This is a genomic window from Mycobacterium kubicae, from assembly GCF_015689175.1.
In the GTDB taxonomy this organism is placed as follows: domain Bacteria; phylum Actinomycetota; class Actinomycetes; order Mycobacteriales; family Mycobacteriaceae; genus Mycobacterium; species Mycobacterium kubicae.
Map to the genome: position 1 here is coordinate 5,721,529 of NZ_CP065047.1, position 14,683 is coordinate 5,736,211.

The 14,683-nt window shown below is 66.6% G+C and carries 14 protein-coding genes; 9 read left to right on the forward strand and 5 right to left on the reverse strand.

Features of this window, described 5'->3' with window-relative positions:
- Positions 1-31 precede the first annotated feature (31 nt).
- From I2456_RS26840 to I2456_RS26850, 3 genes are read left to right on the forward strand one after another with little or no spacing between them, the layout of a single operon-like run.
- The gene (locus I2456_RS26840) at positions 32-1,693 is read left to right on the forward strand and encodes a PP2C family protein-serine/threonine phosphatase (RefSeq protein ID WP_085075482.1); all 1,662 of its coding nucleotides are present in this window, start codon (positions 32-34) and stop codon (positions 1,691-1,693) included.
- 2 nt (positions 1,694-1,695) lie between these two features.
- Positions 1,696-2,787: a cobalamin B12-binding domain-containing protein gene (locus I2456_RS26845; RefSeq protein WP_085075483.1), complete on the forward strand. Its 1,092-nt coding sequence runs from the start codon at positions 1,696-1,698 to the stop codon at positions 2,785-2,787.
- Positions 2,784-3,170 carry an STAS domain-containing protein gene (locus tag I2456_RS26850; protein ID WP_068161167.1) on the forward strand — a complete coding sequence of 129 codons (387 nt, stop codon included), beginning with the start codon at positions 2,784-2,786 and terminating at the stop codon, positions 3,168-3,170. Before I2456_RS26845 ends, I2456_RS26850 begins: the two co-directional genes overlap by 4 nt.
- Positions 3,171-3,175: 5 nt before the next feature.
- On the opposite strand, the gene I2456_RS26855 is transcribed toward I2456_RS26850, so the two are convergent.
- On the reverse strand, positions 3,176-3,595 hold the full coding sequence (locus I2456_RS26855; RefSeq protein WP_068034267.1) for a hypothetical protein: 420 nt from the start codon (positions 3,593-3,595) through the stop codon (positions 3,176-3,178).
- 155 nt (positions 3,596-3,750) lie between these two features.
- Here I2456_RS26855 and I2456_RS26860 point away from each other — a divergent pair, with 155 nt between their 5' ends.
- The 5 genes from I2456_RS26860 to I2456_RS26880 all read left to right on the forward strand — a co-directional run bounded on the left by I2456_RS26860 (position 3,751) and on the right by I2456_RS26880 (position 11,551).
- On the forward strand, positions 3,751-4,839 hold the full coding sequence (locus I2456_RS26860; protein WP_085075484.1) for an NAD(P)H-dependent amine dehydrogenase family protein: 1,089 nt from the start codon (positions 3,751-3,753) through the stop codon (positions 4,837-4,839).
- A complete protein-coding gene (locus I2456_RS26865; RefSeq protein ID WP_085075485.1) occupies positions 4,836-5,609 on the forward strand; it encodes an SDR family NAD(P)-dependent oxidoreductase in 774 nt (257 codons plus the stop codon). Before I2456_RS26860 ends, I2456_RS26865 begins: the two co-directional genes overlap by 4 nt.
- Positions 5,606-6,205: a TetR/AcrR family transcriptional regulator gene (locus I2456_RS26870; protein ID WP_085075486.1), complete on the forward strand. Its 600-nt coding sequence runs from the start codon at positions 5,606-5,608 to the stop codon at positions 6,203-6,205. The genes I2456_RS26865 and I2456_RS26870 overlap by 4 nt, the downstream gene beginning before the upstream one ends.
- A gap of 130 nt (positions 6,206-6,335) precedes the next feature.
- Positions 6,336-10,241 (forward strand): Pls/PosA family non-ribosomal peptide synthetase, encoded by a 3,906-nt coding sequence (locus I2456_RS26875; RefSeq protein WP_085075487.1) that lies wholly within the window; start codon positions 6,336-6,338, stop codon positions 10,239-10,241.
- The gene (locus I2456_RS26880) at positions 10,238-11,551 is read left to right on the forward strand and encodes a M1 family metallopeptidase (RefSeq protein ID WP_085075488.1); all 1,314 of its coding nucleotides are present in this window, start codon (positions 10,238-10,240) and stop codon (positions 11,549-11,551) included. Before I2456_RS26875 ends, I2456_RS26880 begins: the two co-directional genes overlap by 4 nt.
- 347 nt (positions 11,552-11,898) lie before the next feature.
- On the opposite strand, the gene I2456_RS26885 is transcribed toward I2456_RS26880, so the two are convergent.
- Both I2456_RS26885 and I2456_RS26890 read right to left on the reverse strand, forming a co-directional pair.
- On the reverse strand, positions 11,899-12,297 hold the full coding sequence (locus I2456_RS26885; RefSeq protein WP_085075489.1) for a DUF2237 family protein: 399 nt from the start codon (positions 12,295-12,297) through the stop codon (positions 11,899-11,901).
- Positions 12,298-12,356: 59 nt separating this feature from the next.
- Entirely contained in the window at positions 12,357-12,680 is a 324-nt protein-coding gene (locus I2456_RS26890) for a PE domain-containing protein (RefSeq protein WP_241008033.1), read from the reverse strand.
- A 138-nt stretch (positions 12,681-12,818) separates the two neighbouring features.
- Between I2456_RS26890 and I2456_RS26895 the strand changes: the two genes are divergently transcribed.
- Positions 12,819-13,211 carry a hypothetical protein gene (locus tag I2456_RS26895; protein WP_068034255.1) on the forward strand — a complete coding sequence of 131 codons (393 nt, stop codon included), beginning with the start codon at positions 12,819-12,821 and terminating at the stop codon, positions 13,209-13,211.
- 9 nt (positions 13,212-13,220) lie between these two features.
- Here I2456_RS26895 and I2456_RS26900 read toward each other — a convergent pair whose 3' ends face one another.
- Positions 13,221-14,192: an LLM class flavin-dependent oxidoreductase gene (locus I2456_RS26900; protein ID WP_085075490.1), complete on the reverse strand. Its 972-nt coding sequence runs from the start codon at positions 14,190-14,192 to the stop codon at positions 13,221-13,223.
- A complete protein-coding gene (locus I2456_RS26905) occupies positions 14,189-14,671 on the reverse strand; it encodes a VOC family protein (RefSeq protein ID WP_085075491.1) in 483 nt (160 codons plus the stop codon). Before I2456_RS26905 ends, I2456_RS26900 begins: the two co-directional genes overlap by 4 nt.
- Between the last annotated feature and the right edge of the window lie 12 nt (positions 14,672-14,683).

Here is a 14,683-nt window from a genome sequence, read left to right on the forward strand (position 1 = left end):
TTAGCCGGTCGCAACGATTAGCAGGTCCTTCATGCACGATGGTGCTCCCGCGGGCGTCGAAATCGACCTCGCCGGTTTGTGGACCAATGTTCCCTGCCCGACGGTGGTGGTCGATCGCGCAGGCGTTGTGCGCGCACTGAGCGATTCCGCTCCGTCCGCGCTGCCCGGCGTGCACTTGGGTAGCCCACTCGAGGAAGCGGCGGCGTGGCTCTCGTCGGCGCATCGTGATCTCGTTACGACGTCGGCGGGTAGTTTGACCGGTGAGAATTCCGTCGCCTCCGGCACCGTGGGTGGCCGCAAATTCGACGCCCACCCGGCGGTCCTGGCCGGTGGCGAGGTGGCATGGTCGCTGGTCGAGAACACCGGCCAGTTGCTTCGTGAGGCGCAGCGGGCATTGGCTCGGGAGCAGGAGCGCACAGCGTTTTTGCTGGAGGCATCGTCGGTGCTGATGGCGTCGCTCAACGTCGACCGCTGCCGAGAAGCGACAGTGCAGATGGCGGCGCGACACCTCGCCGACGCCGCGGTCGTCATCGCTCCGGTAAGCCACGGTAGGCGGCTGCCCGTCTTCTACAGTGGCCCCGCGGGTGTGGTCGAACAGCGCAGTGTCGACGCCGATCCCGCCGAGGTGGGGGGCCTGGGTGAGGCACTGCGCGGCTTCCCACCGGTTCCGTCGCGCTGGATCCAACCCGACACGGTCCCGGACTGGCTCATCCCGCAAGACTTCACCGGTCCGGTGGGGTCGGTCATGATCATTCCGCTTCCCGGCCACGGCGTCTCGGCGGGAGCGCTGGTGTTGCTGCGGCACACCGACCAGTCGGTATTCAGCGAGGACGACGAGGTGTTCGCCCGCCTGTTCGCCGCCCGTGCGGGCGCGGCGTTGTCCGCCGCCCGCCTGTATGCCGAGCAAGCCGCGATCACCCGAACCCTGATGCGCGACCTGTTGCCGCCGCGGCTGCACGGATTACACGGGATCGAATTCGCCGGCGGCTATCGCGCCTCCGAAGACTACGAGGTGGTCGGCGGCGACTTCTACGACCTTCATCCAGGAGCAACTCCCGAGGACGAAACCCTGGTGGTGCTGGGCGACGTCTGCGGCAAGGGTCTGGACGCCGCCATGATGACCGGCAAGATCCGCAACACGCTGCAGGCGTTGACGCCGCTGGCCGATGATCACCAAGGCGTGCTCAGGTTGCTCAACACCGCAATGCTGGCCACCGAGAGCACCCGCTTCGCCACGCTGGTGCTCGCCTCGGTCTCGCATCGAGACGGCGCGGTCCTGTTGCGGTTGACCTGCGCGGGGCACCCGCCGCCGTTGATCGTGCGCGACGGCGGGCACGTGGAACAGGCCGACACCAAGGGCACCCTGGTGGGCGCGTTCCCCCGGATCACGCTGCAGACGTTCGAGACGTGCCTTGCTCCCGGCGAGACGTGTGTGCTGTACACCGATGGAGTCACCGAAGCGCGGGGCGGTCCGCTGGGCCATGACTTCTTCGGTGAAGAGCGGCTGGCGACGGCGTTGACGGGGTGCGCCGGATTACCGGCGGAGGCGATAGTGGAACGCGTTTTGATGATGACGACGCAGTGGGTGGGCCGACGCGCCCACGACGACATCGCAGTGGTGGCCATCACCGCCCCGCGCCGCACTTACCTCAGCGCGGTGGACGGCCACACCCGCGGAAGGTACACCGCTTGAGCATGCACGACACCGACACCGCCACTTCGCGCGCTGCCGCTGCCGTTGACAGGCACCTTCTTCGTGAGCGGTTGTGGGGAGCGGTCATCGACCGCGACGAGTTCGCGGCCGCCGCCACCATCTTCGCCGCCATCGATGCGGGCCTGGGGCCCGAGGACGCACTGCTGGATGTGATTGCCCCCGTGCAGCAGAAGGTGGGTGCCGAGTGGGCCGCGAACCGCATCACCGTTGCGCAAGAACATGCCGCTACCGCGATCAACGACCGGGTGATCGCCGCACTTGCCCACCACCCCGCCAGCAGGACCCCTGCTCGCACCGGCCGAGTCACGGTGGCGTGCGTAGACGGTGAGTGGCATGCGCTGCCCGCACGGCTTCTGGCCGAAGTGCTGCGCTTGCGTGGCTGGCAGGTCGATTTCCTGGGCGCACAGGTCCCGACCCCGCATCTGGTGGCACACTTGCATCAGCACGCACCCGATGTCGTCGCCCTGTCCTGTTCCATCCCCACCCGGCTACCCACCGCGCACGCCGCGATCACCGCGTGCCAGGCCGCAGGGGTTCCAGTCCTTGCCGGCGGCGCCGCCTTCGGCAGCGACGGCCGCTACGCCCGCCAGTTGGGGGCCGACGCCTGGGCGCCGGACGCCCGTGCCGCCTGCGAGCGGCTGGCGCAGGAGTTTCCGCGCATGCACCTCGGTGCCAGTCGCCAACCCATTGATGACCTGCCACACCTGGCCGACCAGGAATACACCATGGTCAGCCGAACCGCCCCGCAACTGGTCCAGTCGACCGTCACCGAATTGGAGGACCGCATTCCGGCGATGCGCGCCTATACCGAGCAACAACGTCAGCACACCATCGAGGACATCGCCCACATCGTCGACTTCCTCGGCACCGGTCTCTATACCGACGACGATGACCTGTTCACCGACTTCATCATGTGGACGGCCGAGATCCTGACTGCCCGCGGGGTCCCGGCCGGTGGTCTCCTCCCGGCGCTGGACCTGCTGGCCCTGCAGCTGAAGGACTTTCCCCGCAGTCAACGCCTGCTGCAGGGAGCCGGAGATGCCCTCACGGCCACCTCGGGAGCACCCCAATGAGTCTCAGCCTGACCATCACCACCGCTAGCCGATCGGCCTGCGTGCGCGTGGCCGGTGAGCTCGACTACCAGAACACCACCACCCTGGTGGCGGCCGTATCGCAGCTGATCACCGAACAGCCCGCCCTGACGCAGATCCACCTCGACTTCTCCGAGTTGGTGTTCTGTGACTCTGCCGGCCTTTCCGGCCTGCTGCTCGTGCACCGTCAGACCCATCAGGCCGGCATCCACCTTCACCTCGACCACCGACCGCCGGTCCTGGACCGTCTGCTGCAAACCACCGGCACCTACGAATACCTCATCACCACGGTCGGTTCGGACCCGGCGGCGTCGAACCCCAACGCCGGCAACCAAACTCGCCCCGGTGAGACCGGAGTCCGCTGAGCCGATCAGCCGGTGGGCGTTATCCCCTCGGTGGAAATGGTGAAGCCGCGCCCCGAGGTGACCGTGCAGGTGACCCCACTGGTCTCCGACCGGCAACTAAATGGGCCTATCCCGGCGGTTTGGCCGTAGCCGAGCGTGGGGGTGCCTTCGCCCGCATTGCCCAGACAACCCTCTCCGGTGCACGGCTTGATCGCCCCGCTGGAGGTCATCTGCACGGACTGCGGCGGCGAGTTGGTCTGGCAGTACGTCTCGTCGGAAATGCCGCTGCCCCGTTGATAATCGATCTCGCAGCTGAGATTGCCCGACGGCGCCAGAAAGGCGCACCACGTCGTGCTGCACACCGGGTTGTCCGCGGCGGCCTGAGGTATCGCGACACACCACCCCACGATGACGAATCCGATTGCTGTAGCGACTGTCCGAAGCATGGCGCCTCCCGACCACTGGTGCGATGACCGGAAACTATCAGACCCATGCCGGCGCCGACGCCGGTTTAGGCGACGACGGCCATCCTCGTTGACAGTTACTGCCATGTAGTCATACGGTGCCAACTGCTCCGTAACTCGGCCGCGGGAGGTCACCGATGAGTAGCCCAGCCAAGCTTCGCGTCATCCAGTGGGCGACCGGCGGTGTCGGTAAGGCCGCCATCGAATGCGTGAACAATCACCCGCAGCTCGAGTTGGCCGGCTGCTGGGTGCACAGCGGAGAAAAGGACGGGCGCGACGTCGGTGACATCATCGGAACCGGCCGGCTCGGTGTCGCCGCCACGACCAGCGTCGACCAACTCTTGGCGCTCGATGCCGACTGCGTCGTCTACAGTCCCCTGATTCCCAATGACAAAGAGGTGCAAGCGATCCTGCGGTCGGGCAAGAACGTGGTCACCCCGGTGGGTTGGGTGTATCCGGACTTGACCAACGCACGCAGCAAAGCGATTCACGACGCTGCCGTGGAAGGTGGGGTCACTCTCCACGGTTCGGGAATTCATCCCGGTGGCATCACCGAACGCTTTCCGCTCATGGTGTCGTCATTGTCGTCTGCAGTCACGCACCTCAGGGCCGAGGAGTTCTCCGACATCCGCACCTACAACGCACCTGATGTGGTGCGCCACATCATGGGATTCGGCGGAACCCCGCAGGAGGCCATGCAAGGGCCGATGGCCAGCCTGCTCGAAGCGGGCTTCAAGATGTCGGTGCGAATGATCGCCGACCACATGGGTTTTCGCATTGATCCCGACATCAAGACGACGCAGGACATAGCGGTCGCGACGGCCGACATCGACTACGACCCGTTCCCCATCACCGCAGGAACGGTGGCCGCTCGCCGGTTCCGGTGGCAGGCGCTCGTCGACGGCGAGCCGGTCATCACAGCGGCGGTCAATTGGCTGATGGGTGAGGAGAACCTCGACCCGGACTGGAACTTCGGCGGAATCGGCGAACGCTTCGAGATCGAGATCACCGGTGATCCCACCATCAGCCTCACGTTCAAGGGACTGCAGCCACCGACCATCGCCGAGGGGCTGAAACGAAACCCCGGCGTCGTCGCCACCGCCAACCACTGTGTCAACGCCATCCCCGACGTGTGCGCCGCTGAGCCAGGCATCAAGACCTACCTCGACCTACCGCTGATCGCGGGCCGTCCGGACGCGAAACTCGCTGCGACGCAACAACAATGAGCTACACCCATGCAAACTCGCTACGCGGGCAGGTCGCAATCGTCACCGGCGCCGCGCAGGGCGTGGGCAAGGGCATCGCCGCCGCGTTGCTGGAGCGTGGTGCAGCGGTGCTGCTCACCGACATCCAGGACGAGGCGCTGGCTGCCACTACCGCCGAACTGCAGAGGCTGGGCCGGGCTGAGCAAGTGGTGGCAGACCTGCGCGAGCCGGCTAGCGCGCAGCGCATCGTGGCCGCCGCGGTATCGGCTTTCGGTGCCGTGCACGGCTTGGTCAACAACGCCATAGCGACCAACGAACCGAAGCGGTTCGTGGACGTCACCATCGAAGACTTCGCGTTGGGCCACGACGTGGGCCCCCGCGCCAGCTTCCTGCTGATGCAAGCCGTGTACCCGGTGATGGTGGCAGCCGGCGGCGGATCGATCGTGAACCTGGGCTCGGGCACAGGAACCGGCGGGGAACCGAAGTGGGGCGGATATGCCGCCGCCAAGGAAGCCATCCGTGGGCTGTCCAAGGTCGCGGCCTTGGAATGGGGCCGCGACAACATCCGGGTCAACGTGATCTGCCCGTTCGCCGAATCCGACGGCGTGAAGTTTTGGAAGCAGTTCGCCCCTGACGATTACGCGAAGGCAGTGCGGCGCGTGCCGATGAAACGTATCGGCGATGTCCGCACCGATGTCGGTGCGCTGGTGGCGTTCTTGCTGAGCACCGATGCCACCTTCATCACCGGGCAGACCATCCATGTCGACGGCGGGATCGGCTGCTTTCGATGACGGCAGGGTCGCTGCGGGACCGACAGCGCGCACAGGTTCGCGCCGACATCAGGCGCGCAGCGTTCCGGCTGTTCATCGAACGCGGATACGATGCGGTGACCACAGAGGAAATCGCGAGTGCCGCAGGCGTTTCCCCACGCACGTACTTCCGGCACGTACCGACGAAAGAAGACTTGCTGCTCGCGCCCGTCCGCTACGGCGGGACGGCGATCATCAACCTGCTGCAGGACCGGCCGGACAGCGAATCGCCTGATACCGCGCTGATCAATGCGATCGTGGCGCGGACCCGATCGTTCGACCAGGACGACACCGAAGAGTGGCGCGAAGCGCTGTTGGTGGCGCCCGAACTACTGCACAAGCTCAGATTTCTCACCCCCGCCGACCGGGAGCGGGCGACCGAGTTGGTTGCCGAACGCATGGGCACCGACCCTGAAGCCGACATGCGGCCCGGCTTGCTGGTCCAGATCGCCTTCTCCGCAGCAGATTTCGCCTTTCAGCGGTGGGTACGGCAGTCCGCCGAGGCCCCGCGGCCGCTCGACCACTACGTCACCGAAGCCCTCGACGCGGTGCGCAGTGACCGCTGGGCCAAGTCCTAAGCAACCGGGAGGCAACCGGGGCGTCGCAGAGCACTTTCGAGGGCGACGCGAGCCGCGTGAGATTACCGCCACGGTCGTGCTCGGTGCGTCAAGCACAGCCACGGCGGCACTCACAGCGTAGAAATATTGGGTGCCCGACATCCCTGCGCAGTATTTGCGGTCCGCTGACGCACCGAGCCCGCGCACGCTGATCGACATCATCTACGACACCGCCGCCCGCTACCCCGACGCCGCGGCGATCGACGACGGCACGGTGCAGCTGACCTACAGCGAATTGGTCGCCGACATGGAAGACAGCGTGGCCTGGCTGGCCGCGCGCGGGGTCGGCCGAGGAGACCGCATCGGGATCCGGATGCCGTCGGGCAGTTATTCGCTGTATGTGGCGATTCTGGCGGCGCTGGCCGCCGGTGCGGCGTATGTGCCGGTCGACGCCGACGATCCCGACGAGCGCGCCGAGTTGGTGTTCGGTGCGGCCAATGTCGTTGTGGTGATCACCGAAGAAGGACTTCGCCGTGGGCCCGGGTCTTCGCGCGGTTGGCGGGCCGGATCACCGATGGCCCGCGACGACGCGTGGATCATCTTCACCTCAGGGTCGACCGGCACCCCCAAGGGAGTGGCCGTCAGCCACCGCAGCGCCGCCGCCTTCGTCGACGCCGAAGCGCGCCTGTTCCTGCAAGCCAGTCCGATCGGGCCCGGTGACCGGGTGTTGGCCGGCTTGTCGGTGGCTTTCGACGCCTCGTGTGAGGAGATGTGGCTGGCGTGGCGGCACGGCGCGTGCCTGGTTCCCGCGCCGCGGTCCTTGGTGCGCAGCGGGATGGACCTGGGCCCTTGGTTGGTCACGCGCGACGTCACCGTGGTTTCGACGGTTCCGTCGCTGGCGGCACTGTGGCCTGCCGAAGCGCTGGAAGCGGTGCGGCTGCTCATCTTCGGCGGTGAAGCCTGCCCTGCCGAGCTTGCCGAGCGCCTCGCAGTGGACGGTCGAGAAGTATGGAACACCTACGGTCCCACCGAGGCGACGGTGGTCGCCTGCGCTGCCAAAATCGACGGCACCGGTCCGATCAGCATCGGCCTGCCCCTGGCCGGATGGGACCTCGCCGTCGTCGACGCCGACGGGGAGCCGGTCAGCTACGGCGAGATCGGTGAACTGGTGATCGGCGGAGTGGGGCTGGCCCGTTATCTGGACCAGGACAAGGACGCCGAAAAGTACGCGCCGCTGCCGACGCTGGGCTGGCGGCGGGCCTACCGCAGCGGTGACCTGGTTCGGCTGCAGCGCGACGGCCTGTTGTTCTGCGGTCGCAGCGACGACCAGGTCAAGGTCGGCGGGCGGCGTATCGAATTGGGTGAGGTGGATTCGGCGTTGGTCAACCTGCCCAAGGTCAGTGGCGGTGCGTGCACGGTTCGCCGCACCGCCACCGGCACCCCGGTGCTGGTCGGCTATGTGGTCAGCGCAGATCCGTCCTTCGACGTGAAGGTAGCGCGCAATGAACTGGCCGAGCACTTGCCCGCGGCATTGGTTCCGCGCCTGGTGCGGATCGATGAACTGCCCACCCGCACCTCCGGCAAGATCGACCGCGACGCGCTGCCCTGGCCGCCGCCGGGCCACAGCGACACCGAGGAGACGCCCCACCTCACCGGTACGACGGGCCGGCTGGCCGAGTTGTGGCGTGACTTGCTCGGCACGCCGGTCGCCGGCGCGGAAGCCGACTTCTTCGAACTCGGCGGCGGTTCGCTGGCCGCCGCGCAACTCGTCGCCGGTCTACGGCGTCGATATCCCCAGCTCACAGTCGCCGACGTGTATGACCACCCGCGGCTCGGGTCGCTGGCCGGGTTTCTCGACGACCTCGAACCGCCGCCGCAGGTGACGACGCGAGATGTGCGTCCGACGCCCTGGCAGACGCAGGCGATTCAGGTGGTGCTGGCCGTGCCGCTCGCGACGCTGGCAGCGCTGCCATGGGTGACCTGGCTGGCGCTGGGCAACAACGTCGCGCGTGCCGTGCATGTGGTGACGTGGACGGTCTCGGTGCCGTGGTGGTTGGTGGCGGCGGCGTTCGTCCTCTTCGTCACACCGCTGGGCCGGATGGGCATCGCGGTGCTCTTCGCCCGGTTACTGCTGCGCGGGGTGCGCCCCGGCAGTTATCCCCGCGGCGGATCGGTGCACCTGCGAGTGTGGTTCGCCGAACGACTGGCGCACGCCAGCGGGGCGGAGAACCTGGCCGGTGCGCCATGGCTGGTCTACTACGCGCGCGCGCTCGGCGCCGACATCGGCGAAGGCGTCGACCTGCACTCGGTGCCGCCGGTGACCGGCATGCTGAGCATCGGGCATCGCAGCGCTGTCGAACCCGAAGTCGACCTGTGCGGACACTGGATCGACGGGGACACCTTCCACCTCGGCGCGATCACCATCGGCAACGACGCGACCATCGGCAGCCGAACCGTGCTGCTACCCGGCGCCGTCGTCGGCAAGAACGCCGACGTGGCACCCGGGTCCGGCGTGCTCGACAAGATCAAGAACGGGCAGTACTGGAAGGGCTCACCCGCGGTGAAGTCGGGTAAGGCTCGCCACCCCTGGCCGGACGAGCGCCCACCGAGCAGGGCCCATTGGGTGGCCGGGTACGGCCTGACGTCGCTGCTGCTCGCCGGACTGCCGCTGCTCGCGGCGGTCGCCGGTGTAACGGTGATCCTGGCTGCGGTGCACCGCACGCATACGCTCGGGCAGGCCGTACTACCGGCCCTGTTGTGGACACCGGCGGCAACGCTGGCCGCCCTGGCTGTTTACGCGGTGGCGACCGTGGCCTGTGTGCGTGTGCTCTCGATCGGCCTGCGCGAGGGTTACCACCCGGTGCGCAGCCGATCGGGCTGGCAGCTGTGGACGACCGAGCGGTTGATGGACGCCGCGCGCCAGTACCTCTTTCCGCTCTACGCCAGCCAGTTCACCCCGGTCTGGTTGCGCATCCTGGGCGCTACCGTCGGCCGTGGCACAGAGATCTCCACGGTGTTGCTCACTCCCAAATTCACAGTGATCGAAGACGGCGCATTCCTGGCCGACGACACCATGGTCGCGTCCTATGAGCTCGGGGGCGGATGGATCTACGCGGCCCGCACGACCGTGGGCCGCCGTGCGTTCCTCGGCAACTCGGGCATCACCCAACCGGGCCGTCGTGTTCCCGACGAAGGACTGGTCGCAGTGCTGTCGGCCACTCCGCCGAAAGCCAAACGCGGGTCGTCGTGGTTGGGCAGCCCACCCATGCGGCTGCGCAGGCGCCCCGCCGAGACCACGGAGGAGAGCACCTACGCTCCGCCGGCACGACTCAAGGCGGCGCGCGCCGCAGTCGAGATCTGCCGGGTCCTACCGGTGATGGTGACGGCGCTGATCGGTGTGGCGGTGTTGGGATCGTTGCAGGCGGTGGCCAACACGCACGGTATTTGGTGGGCCGCGTCGTGTGGCGGTGTGCTGCTCCTGGCCGCCGGCGCAGTCGCCGGGTTGACCACTATTGTCGCGAAATGGGTTCTGGTGCAGCGCATAGCACCCAGCGAGTTTCCGCTGTGGTCGTCGTTCGTGTGGCGCAACGAACTGACCGATACCTTCGTGGAAACCGTTGCGGCGCCGTGGTTCGCCCGTGCTGCCAGCGGAACAGTGGTACTGAACCTATGGCTGCGCGGCCTGGGTGCCCACATCGGCCGCGGCGCCTGGTGTGAAAGCTATTGGCTGCCCGAGGCCGACCTTGTCACCCTGGGCGACGGCAGCACCGTCAACCGCGGCTGCGTGGTGCAGACGCATTTGTTCCACGATCGAATTATGAGGATGGACAACGTCGTGCTGGAATCCGGTGCGACGCTCGGCCCTCATTGCGTTGCACTGCCCGCCTCGCGCGTGGGTGCGGGTGCGGCTGTAGGCCCGGCGTCATTGGTGGTGCGCGGCGACGAGGTGCCGCCGTCGACGCGCTGGCAAGGCAACCCGATCCGACCTTGGGTTGCCCGCCGCCGCAAGGGCGCTCGCACCAGTGATGCCGCCGCCCTCGAAGGTCACGCGGCGTGAAGGATTCCGCGGCGAACACTCCGGTGATCGACCCTTACCTGCCCAAGAACGGCAACTTCGGCTACCGCGTGTCCCGATACGAACTCGAGTTGGAGTACCAGGTCGGCGCCAACCGGCTATCCGGGATTGCGACCATCACCGCTGTCACCGTCACCGAGCTGCAGTCGTTCACCCTCGACCTCTCCCCTGCCCTGTCGGTACGCAAGGTGTCGGTCAACGGCGAGCCGGCCGGTCAATTCTCCTGCCGTGGCGGCAAATTGCGAGTGAAGATGGCGACCAAGCTGGCGACCGGGGCGGCGATGACCGTCGTGGTCCGTTACGGCGGTGCACCGAAACCGATCCGTTCACTGTGGGGTGACGTCGGATTCGAGGAACTGACCGACGGCGCGCTCGTCGCAGGTCAGCCCAACGGCGCCGCCTCCTGGTTTCCCTGCGACGACCATCCCCGCGCCAAGGCAGCCTTTCGCCTGCAGGTCAGCTCCGAAAATGCCTATCGCGTGATCGCCAACGGGAAGCTGGTGTCGCGCCGGGCGCGAGCGGGTCACACGGTGTGGACCTACGAGCAACCCGAACCCACGTCGACCTACCTGATCACTGTGCAGATCGGCCGCTATGAGACCACTCGGCTGGCCCGCACCCCGGTGCCGATCGCAGCGGCCTTGCCTGAACGCCTGCGCAGCGAGTTCGACCATGACTTCGCCCGGCAACCACAGATGATGCAGTTGTTCATCGATTTGTTCGGCCCCTATCCACTGTCCACTGGCTACACCGTGGTTGTGACCGACGACGCGTTGGAGATACCGCTTGAGGCACAAGGTATTTCGATTTTCGGCGCCAACCACTGCGACGGCACCGGCGACAGCGAGCGACTGATCGCTCACGAACTGGCGCATCAGTGGTTCGGCAACTCGGTGACGGCGCGCCGCTGGCGCGATATCTGGCTGCACGAGGGATTCGCCTGCTACGCGGAGTGGTTATGGTCCGAACACGGCGGCGGTTCCAGCGCCGACGAACTCGCCGACCACTACCACCGGCAACTGCAAGACCAGCCGCAAGACCTACTCCTGACCGATCCAGGTCCAGAGGATATGTTCGACGACCGCGTGTACAAGCGGGGCGCCCTGACCCTGCATGCCTTGCGCACACGCCTAGGCGACGTCAAATTCTTTGCACTACTTCAAGATTGGACGAAGCGCTATCAACATGGGACCGCGGTTACCGAGGACTTCACCGGCTTGGCGGCGAGCTATTCCGATGAGCCGCTGCGGCCGTTATGGCAGGAGTGGCTGTACTCGACCGAATTGCCCTGACCGGTTATCCGCCGCCGGCGCCGCCACCGCCGCCGGCACCACCACCGGCACCGCCGCCGCCACCGGGGTCACCGGTACCGCCTTGGTCTGGTGCGATTACCACGCCCGTGGGCGGGGACGCAGGGGCTGACGGGCTCGGCACCGTCGGCGGGGCAGTGGGATCCGCGACCGACCGCTGGGTGCCTCCCAGCAGAACCGCGAGGAGGAACAGTATCGCAGCTCCTAGCAGTGCGAAGGCTCGGCCAATGTCGCGTATGATTTCGCGGATCATCGAATCCTCCGCCCTGATAGGGGATTTCGCTTGTAGCGACCCCATACCCTCGATCAGGGGGAAGCAAACACCGGATTTACAGATTGGCCAGATCGTCGGGGACGTCGACGGCGTGTTCTTGCAGTGTCTCGAGCGGCACCACCTCGAGCGTGCGCTCGTGGGTGGAAGCAAGCACCACCGGCGCAGCACAACCGTCGCGGTGGGCGCGTAGCCAATTCACGGCGGTCACGCACCAACGATCTCCGGGGAGCAGGCCGGGGAATCGGTACTCGGGAACCGGTGTCGAGAGGTCGTTGCCGATGGAGCGCTGGTGTTCGAGGAACTCGGCGGTGACCACAGCGCAGATCGTGTGCCAGCCGAGGTCCTCGGGGCCGGTCGAGCAACAGCCATCAAGGTAAAACCCGGTTACTGGCTCGGTGCCGCACGGTTCCAAGGCGCCGCCCAGCACATTGCGATCAGGCTGGCGATCAGGCATGTGCCTAGTATCGCGCGTTCGGCTGGGAAAAGAGCGGTAAAGCGTTGCCTGAACCGCGTCTATCCGGCAGCCCGATGAAAGCCGACGCCGAGCAGGGCTCCGGCCGCAGTGGCGTCGGCGTCCGCGTACTTTTGGGCGATCTCGGTGATGGCCGATCCCGCGCGCAGCAGCTCTTCCTGAGCGGCCTTGTTCAGGGCGAGCAGTTGGGCGGCTTCGGTGGTGAAGGCTAAGACAGCCTGTGCCGAAACTTCCTCCGCACCGGCCGGCATGAGCGAGGTCAGGGCCGTCGATGCGGTCACTCCTGACTGGATTCCCTGGGCGGCGTTGTCGGCAATGCGCGAGCCGATGTGGGCAGCCTCGGAATCGATCGTCATGGACTGCAGCATGTCCGCCTCCGCTCATTCGGCATCACTGTCAGATGCAATAGTAGCAATAGGACACTATCTGCTAGATCACTAATTAGTGGCGGCGGCAGCGAGCAATCCGGCGCCCGTGGAAGCACCGCGGGGTAGGTTCAGCGCGTGATACTTACCGGTGCCTTCCTGGCAGATGCGGCCGCCGCGGTGGATAACAAGCTCAATGTGTCGGGCGGCGTGGTGTCCCGGTTCATGGTGGGCCCCGACCGGCTGGCGCGCTTCGTGCTGGTAGTCCTCACTCAGGCCGAACCGGGAAACACCGATCGAAGCGTCCACCTTCAAATGCGCCCGCCGTCCGATGACGAGCCGATAGAGCTGGACTTCCAGGTCCCGGAGGCGGCCGTGGCGGAGTTCCCCGGGTTTGCCTTCTTCGAGCTGCAACTGAGGCTGCCGGTCGACGGTCGCTGGGTCCTGGTCGTCACCGGCGGGGCCGGAGCGATCTCGCTGCCGGTACTGGTAAGTGCGATGGCGCCGCCCGGGCCTTCGTTCGGTCTCTAGATCAATTCGTCACGCCAGCGCCGGGAGCACGGTGTCGGTGAGCAGGTGCACCGACTTCCACGCCTCCTCGACCGGCATGCCGCCGACCAACGGGTGCATGACGAGGGGGCCGTACTGATCTGCGCCGCGGAGTTCGGCGATGAGCTGGTCGGGGGTCACGAACCGGTAGCGTCCCGATGCCCGAACCTCGTCGAGCGTTTGCACTCCGGGCAGATGCATCAAGGAACGGCCCTGCGCCGACCAACCGCCGTAAGTGATCGCCTCCCACAAGATGTAGTCGCCGAGTTCGGCCCAGGCCTGCTCCGGATCCTCGTGCAGATAGATCATTCCGCGGTTGCTCGGGCCGGGCATCAGCACGAACGGCTGGACGCCGGCCTCGGCGCACAGCTGGCGGTAGTAGTCGGCGATGTCGGGCAGGTGGTCGGCCAGGCTGAGTGGCAAGCCGAACCGTGCAGCCCGGCGCGCGGTCGCGCGGACCCCGCCGCCGATGTACAGCGGCGGGTGCGGGCGGGTCCACGTCCCGGTACACACGCCGGCGTCCGCGTCCGCGCCCGACCAGACCGACAGCATCCTGGCCACCAGCTCATCCATCAGCGGGCCGCGCTCGGCGTATTCCACACCCATCAGCTCGAATTCGACGGTGCGGTACCCGAGTCCCACGGTGGTGTGCAGCCGGCCGTGACTCATGTTGTCGACCAGCGCGATGTCTTCGGCCAACCGGACGGGATGCCATAACGGACCCAACGCACAGTCCACGCTGGCGATCAGCGTCGACGTACGGGCCAAGAACATCGACGCGGCCATGATCGGGTTGCAGCTCCACCCGTGCCCGGTGGCGTGGTGCTCGTCCACACTGACCGTGGTGATGCCTCGGGATTCGCCCCATTGCGCCATCTCCAGCGCGGCGCCGATCAGTTTGCTCTGCGTACGCGGATCACCTTCAGGCGAGCCAAAATTGAATCGCAATACCGTCAGGATCATGTTCGCCTACCGATCGCGGGCTGGGTTTGCAGGAACGCGGAGAAGTCGGGAAACATTGAGCGATCGACGATCTCGATCCGGGTGCCGGAGTCATCGGTGTAGTAAGCGAACAGCGCCGGGTCCGGTCCGGCGAAGTCCGCGGTCAGTTCGAAGGAGAAGCCGTTACCCTCCAGCGCGCGTGCGGTGTCGACGAGGTTGTCGGTGAAGTACCCGAGATGGTGAATCGCGTTGCCTGGCTTTGCGGTCCACGGTGTCCCGGGTATCTCTTGGAGCAATTCCAGATGCAGGCTTTGCAGTGAGTAGACGAAACTGGTGGTGAGCTGCGTTGTCTCGTTGGCGGTGCGGAAGGGCAGCGTATAGCTCTGCACGGTGGTCCACTCGTATCCGGCCAGCGCGCTCAAGCGAGCCATGGCGGCTTCGATATCGGGTACCACGATGCCGGTGTGATAGAGGTCTTCGGGTCGCAGCGGAAATGTCATGGCGGTGTCCTT

Bases quoted from the DNA above. Each gene is read 5' to 3' on its own strand.
- I2456_RS26840 (WP_085075482.1), top strand. From the start codon at position 32: ATGCACGATGGTGCTCCCGCGGGCGTCGAAATCGACCTCGCCGGTTTG.
- I2456_RS26845 (WP_085075483.1), top strand. From the start codon at position 1,696: ATGCACGACACCGACACCGCCACTTCGCGCGCTGCCGCTGCCGTTGAC.
- I2456_RS26850 (WP_068161167.1), top strand. From the start codon at position 2,784: ATGAGTCTCAGCCTGACCATCACCACCGCTAGCCGATCGGCCTGCGTG.
- I2456_RS26855 (WP_068034267.1), bottom strand. From the start codon at position 3,595: ATGCTTCGGACAGTCGCTACAGCAATCGGATTCGTCATCGTGGGGTGG.
- I2456_RS26860 (WP_085075484.1), top strand. From the start codon at position 3,751: ATGAGTAGCCCAGCCAAGCTTCGCGTCATCCAGTGGGCGACCGGCGGT.
- I2456_RS26865 (WP_085075485.1), top strand. From the start codon at position 4,836: ATGAGCTACACCCATGCAAACTCGCTACGCGGGCAGGTCGCAATCGTC.
- I2456_RS26870 (WP_085075486.1), top strand. From the start codon at position 5,606: ATGACGGCAGGGTCGCTGCGGGACCGACAGCGCGCACAGGTTCGCGCC.
- I2456_RS26885 (WP_085075489.1), bottom strand. From the start codon at position 12,297: ATGCCTGATCGCCAGCCTGATCGCAATGTGCTGGGCGGCGCCTTGGAA.
- I2456_RS26900 (WP_085075490.1), bottom strand. From the start codon at position 14,192: ATGATCCTGACGGTATTGCGATTCAATTTTGGCTCGCCTGAAGGTGAT.
- I2456_RS26905 (WP_085075491.1), bottom strand. From the start codon at position 14,671: ATGACATTTCCGCTGCGACCCGAAGACCTCTATCACACCGGCATCGTG.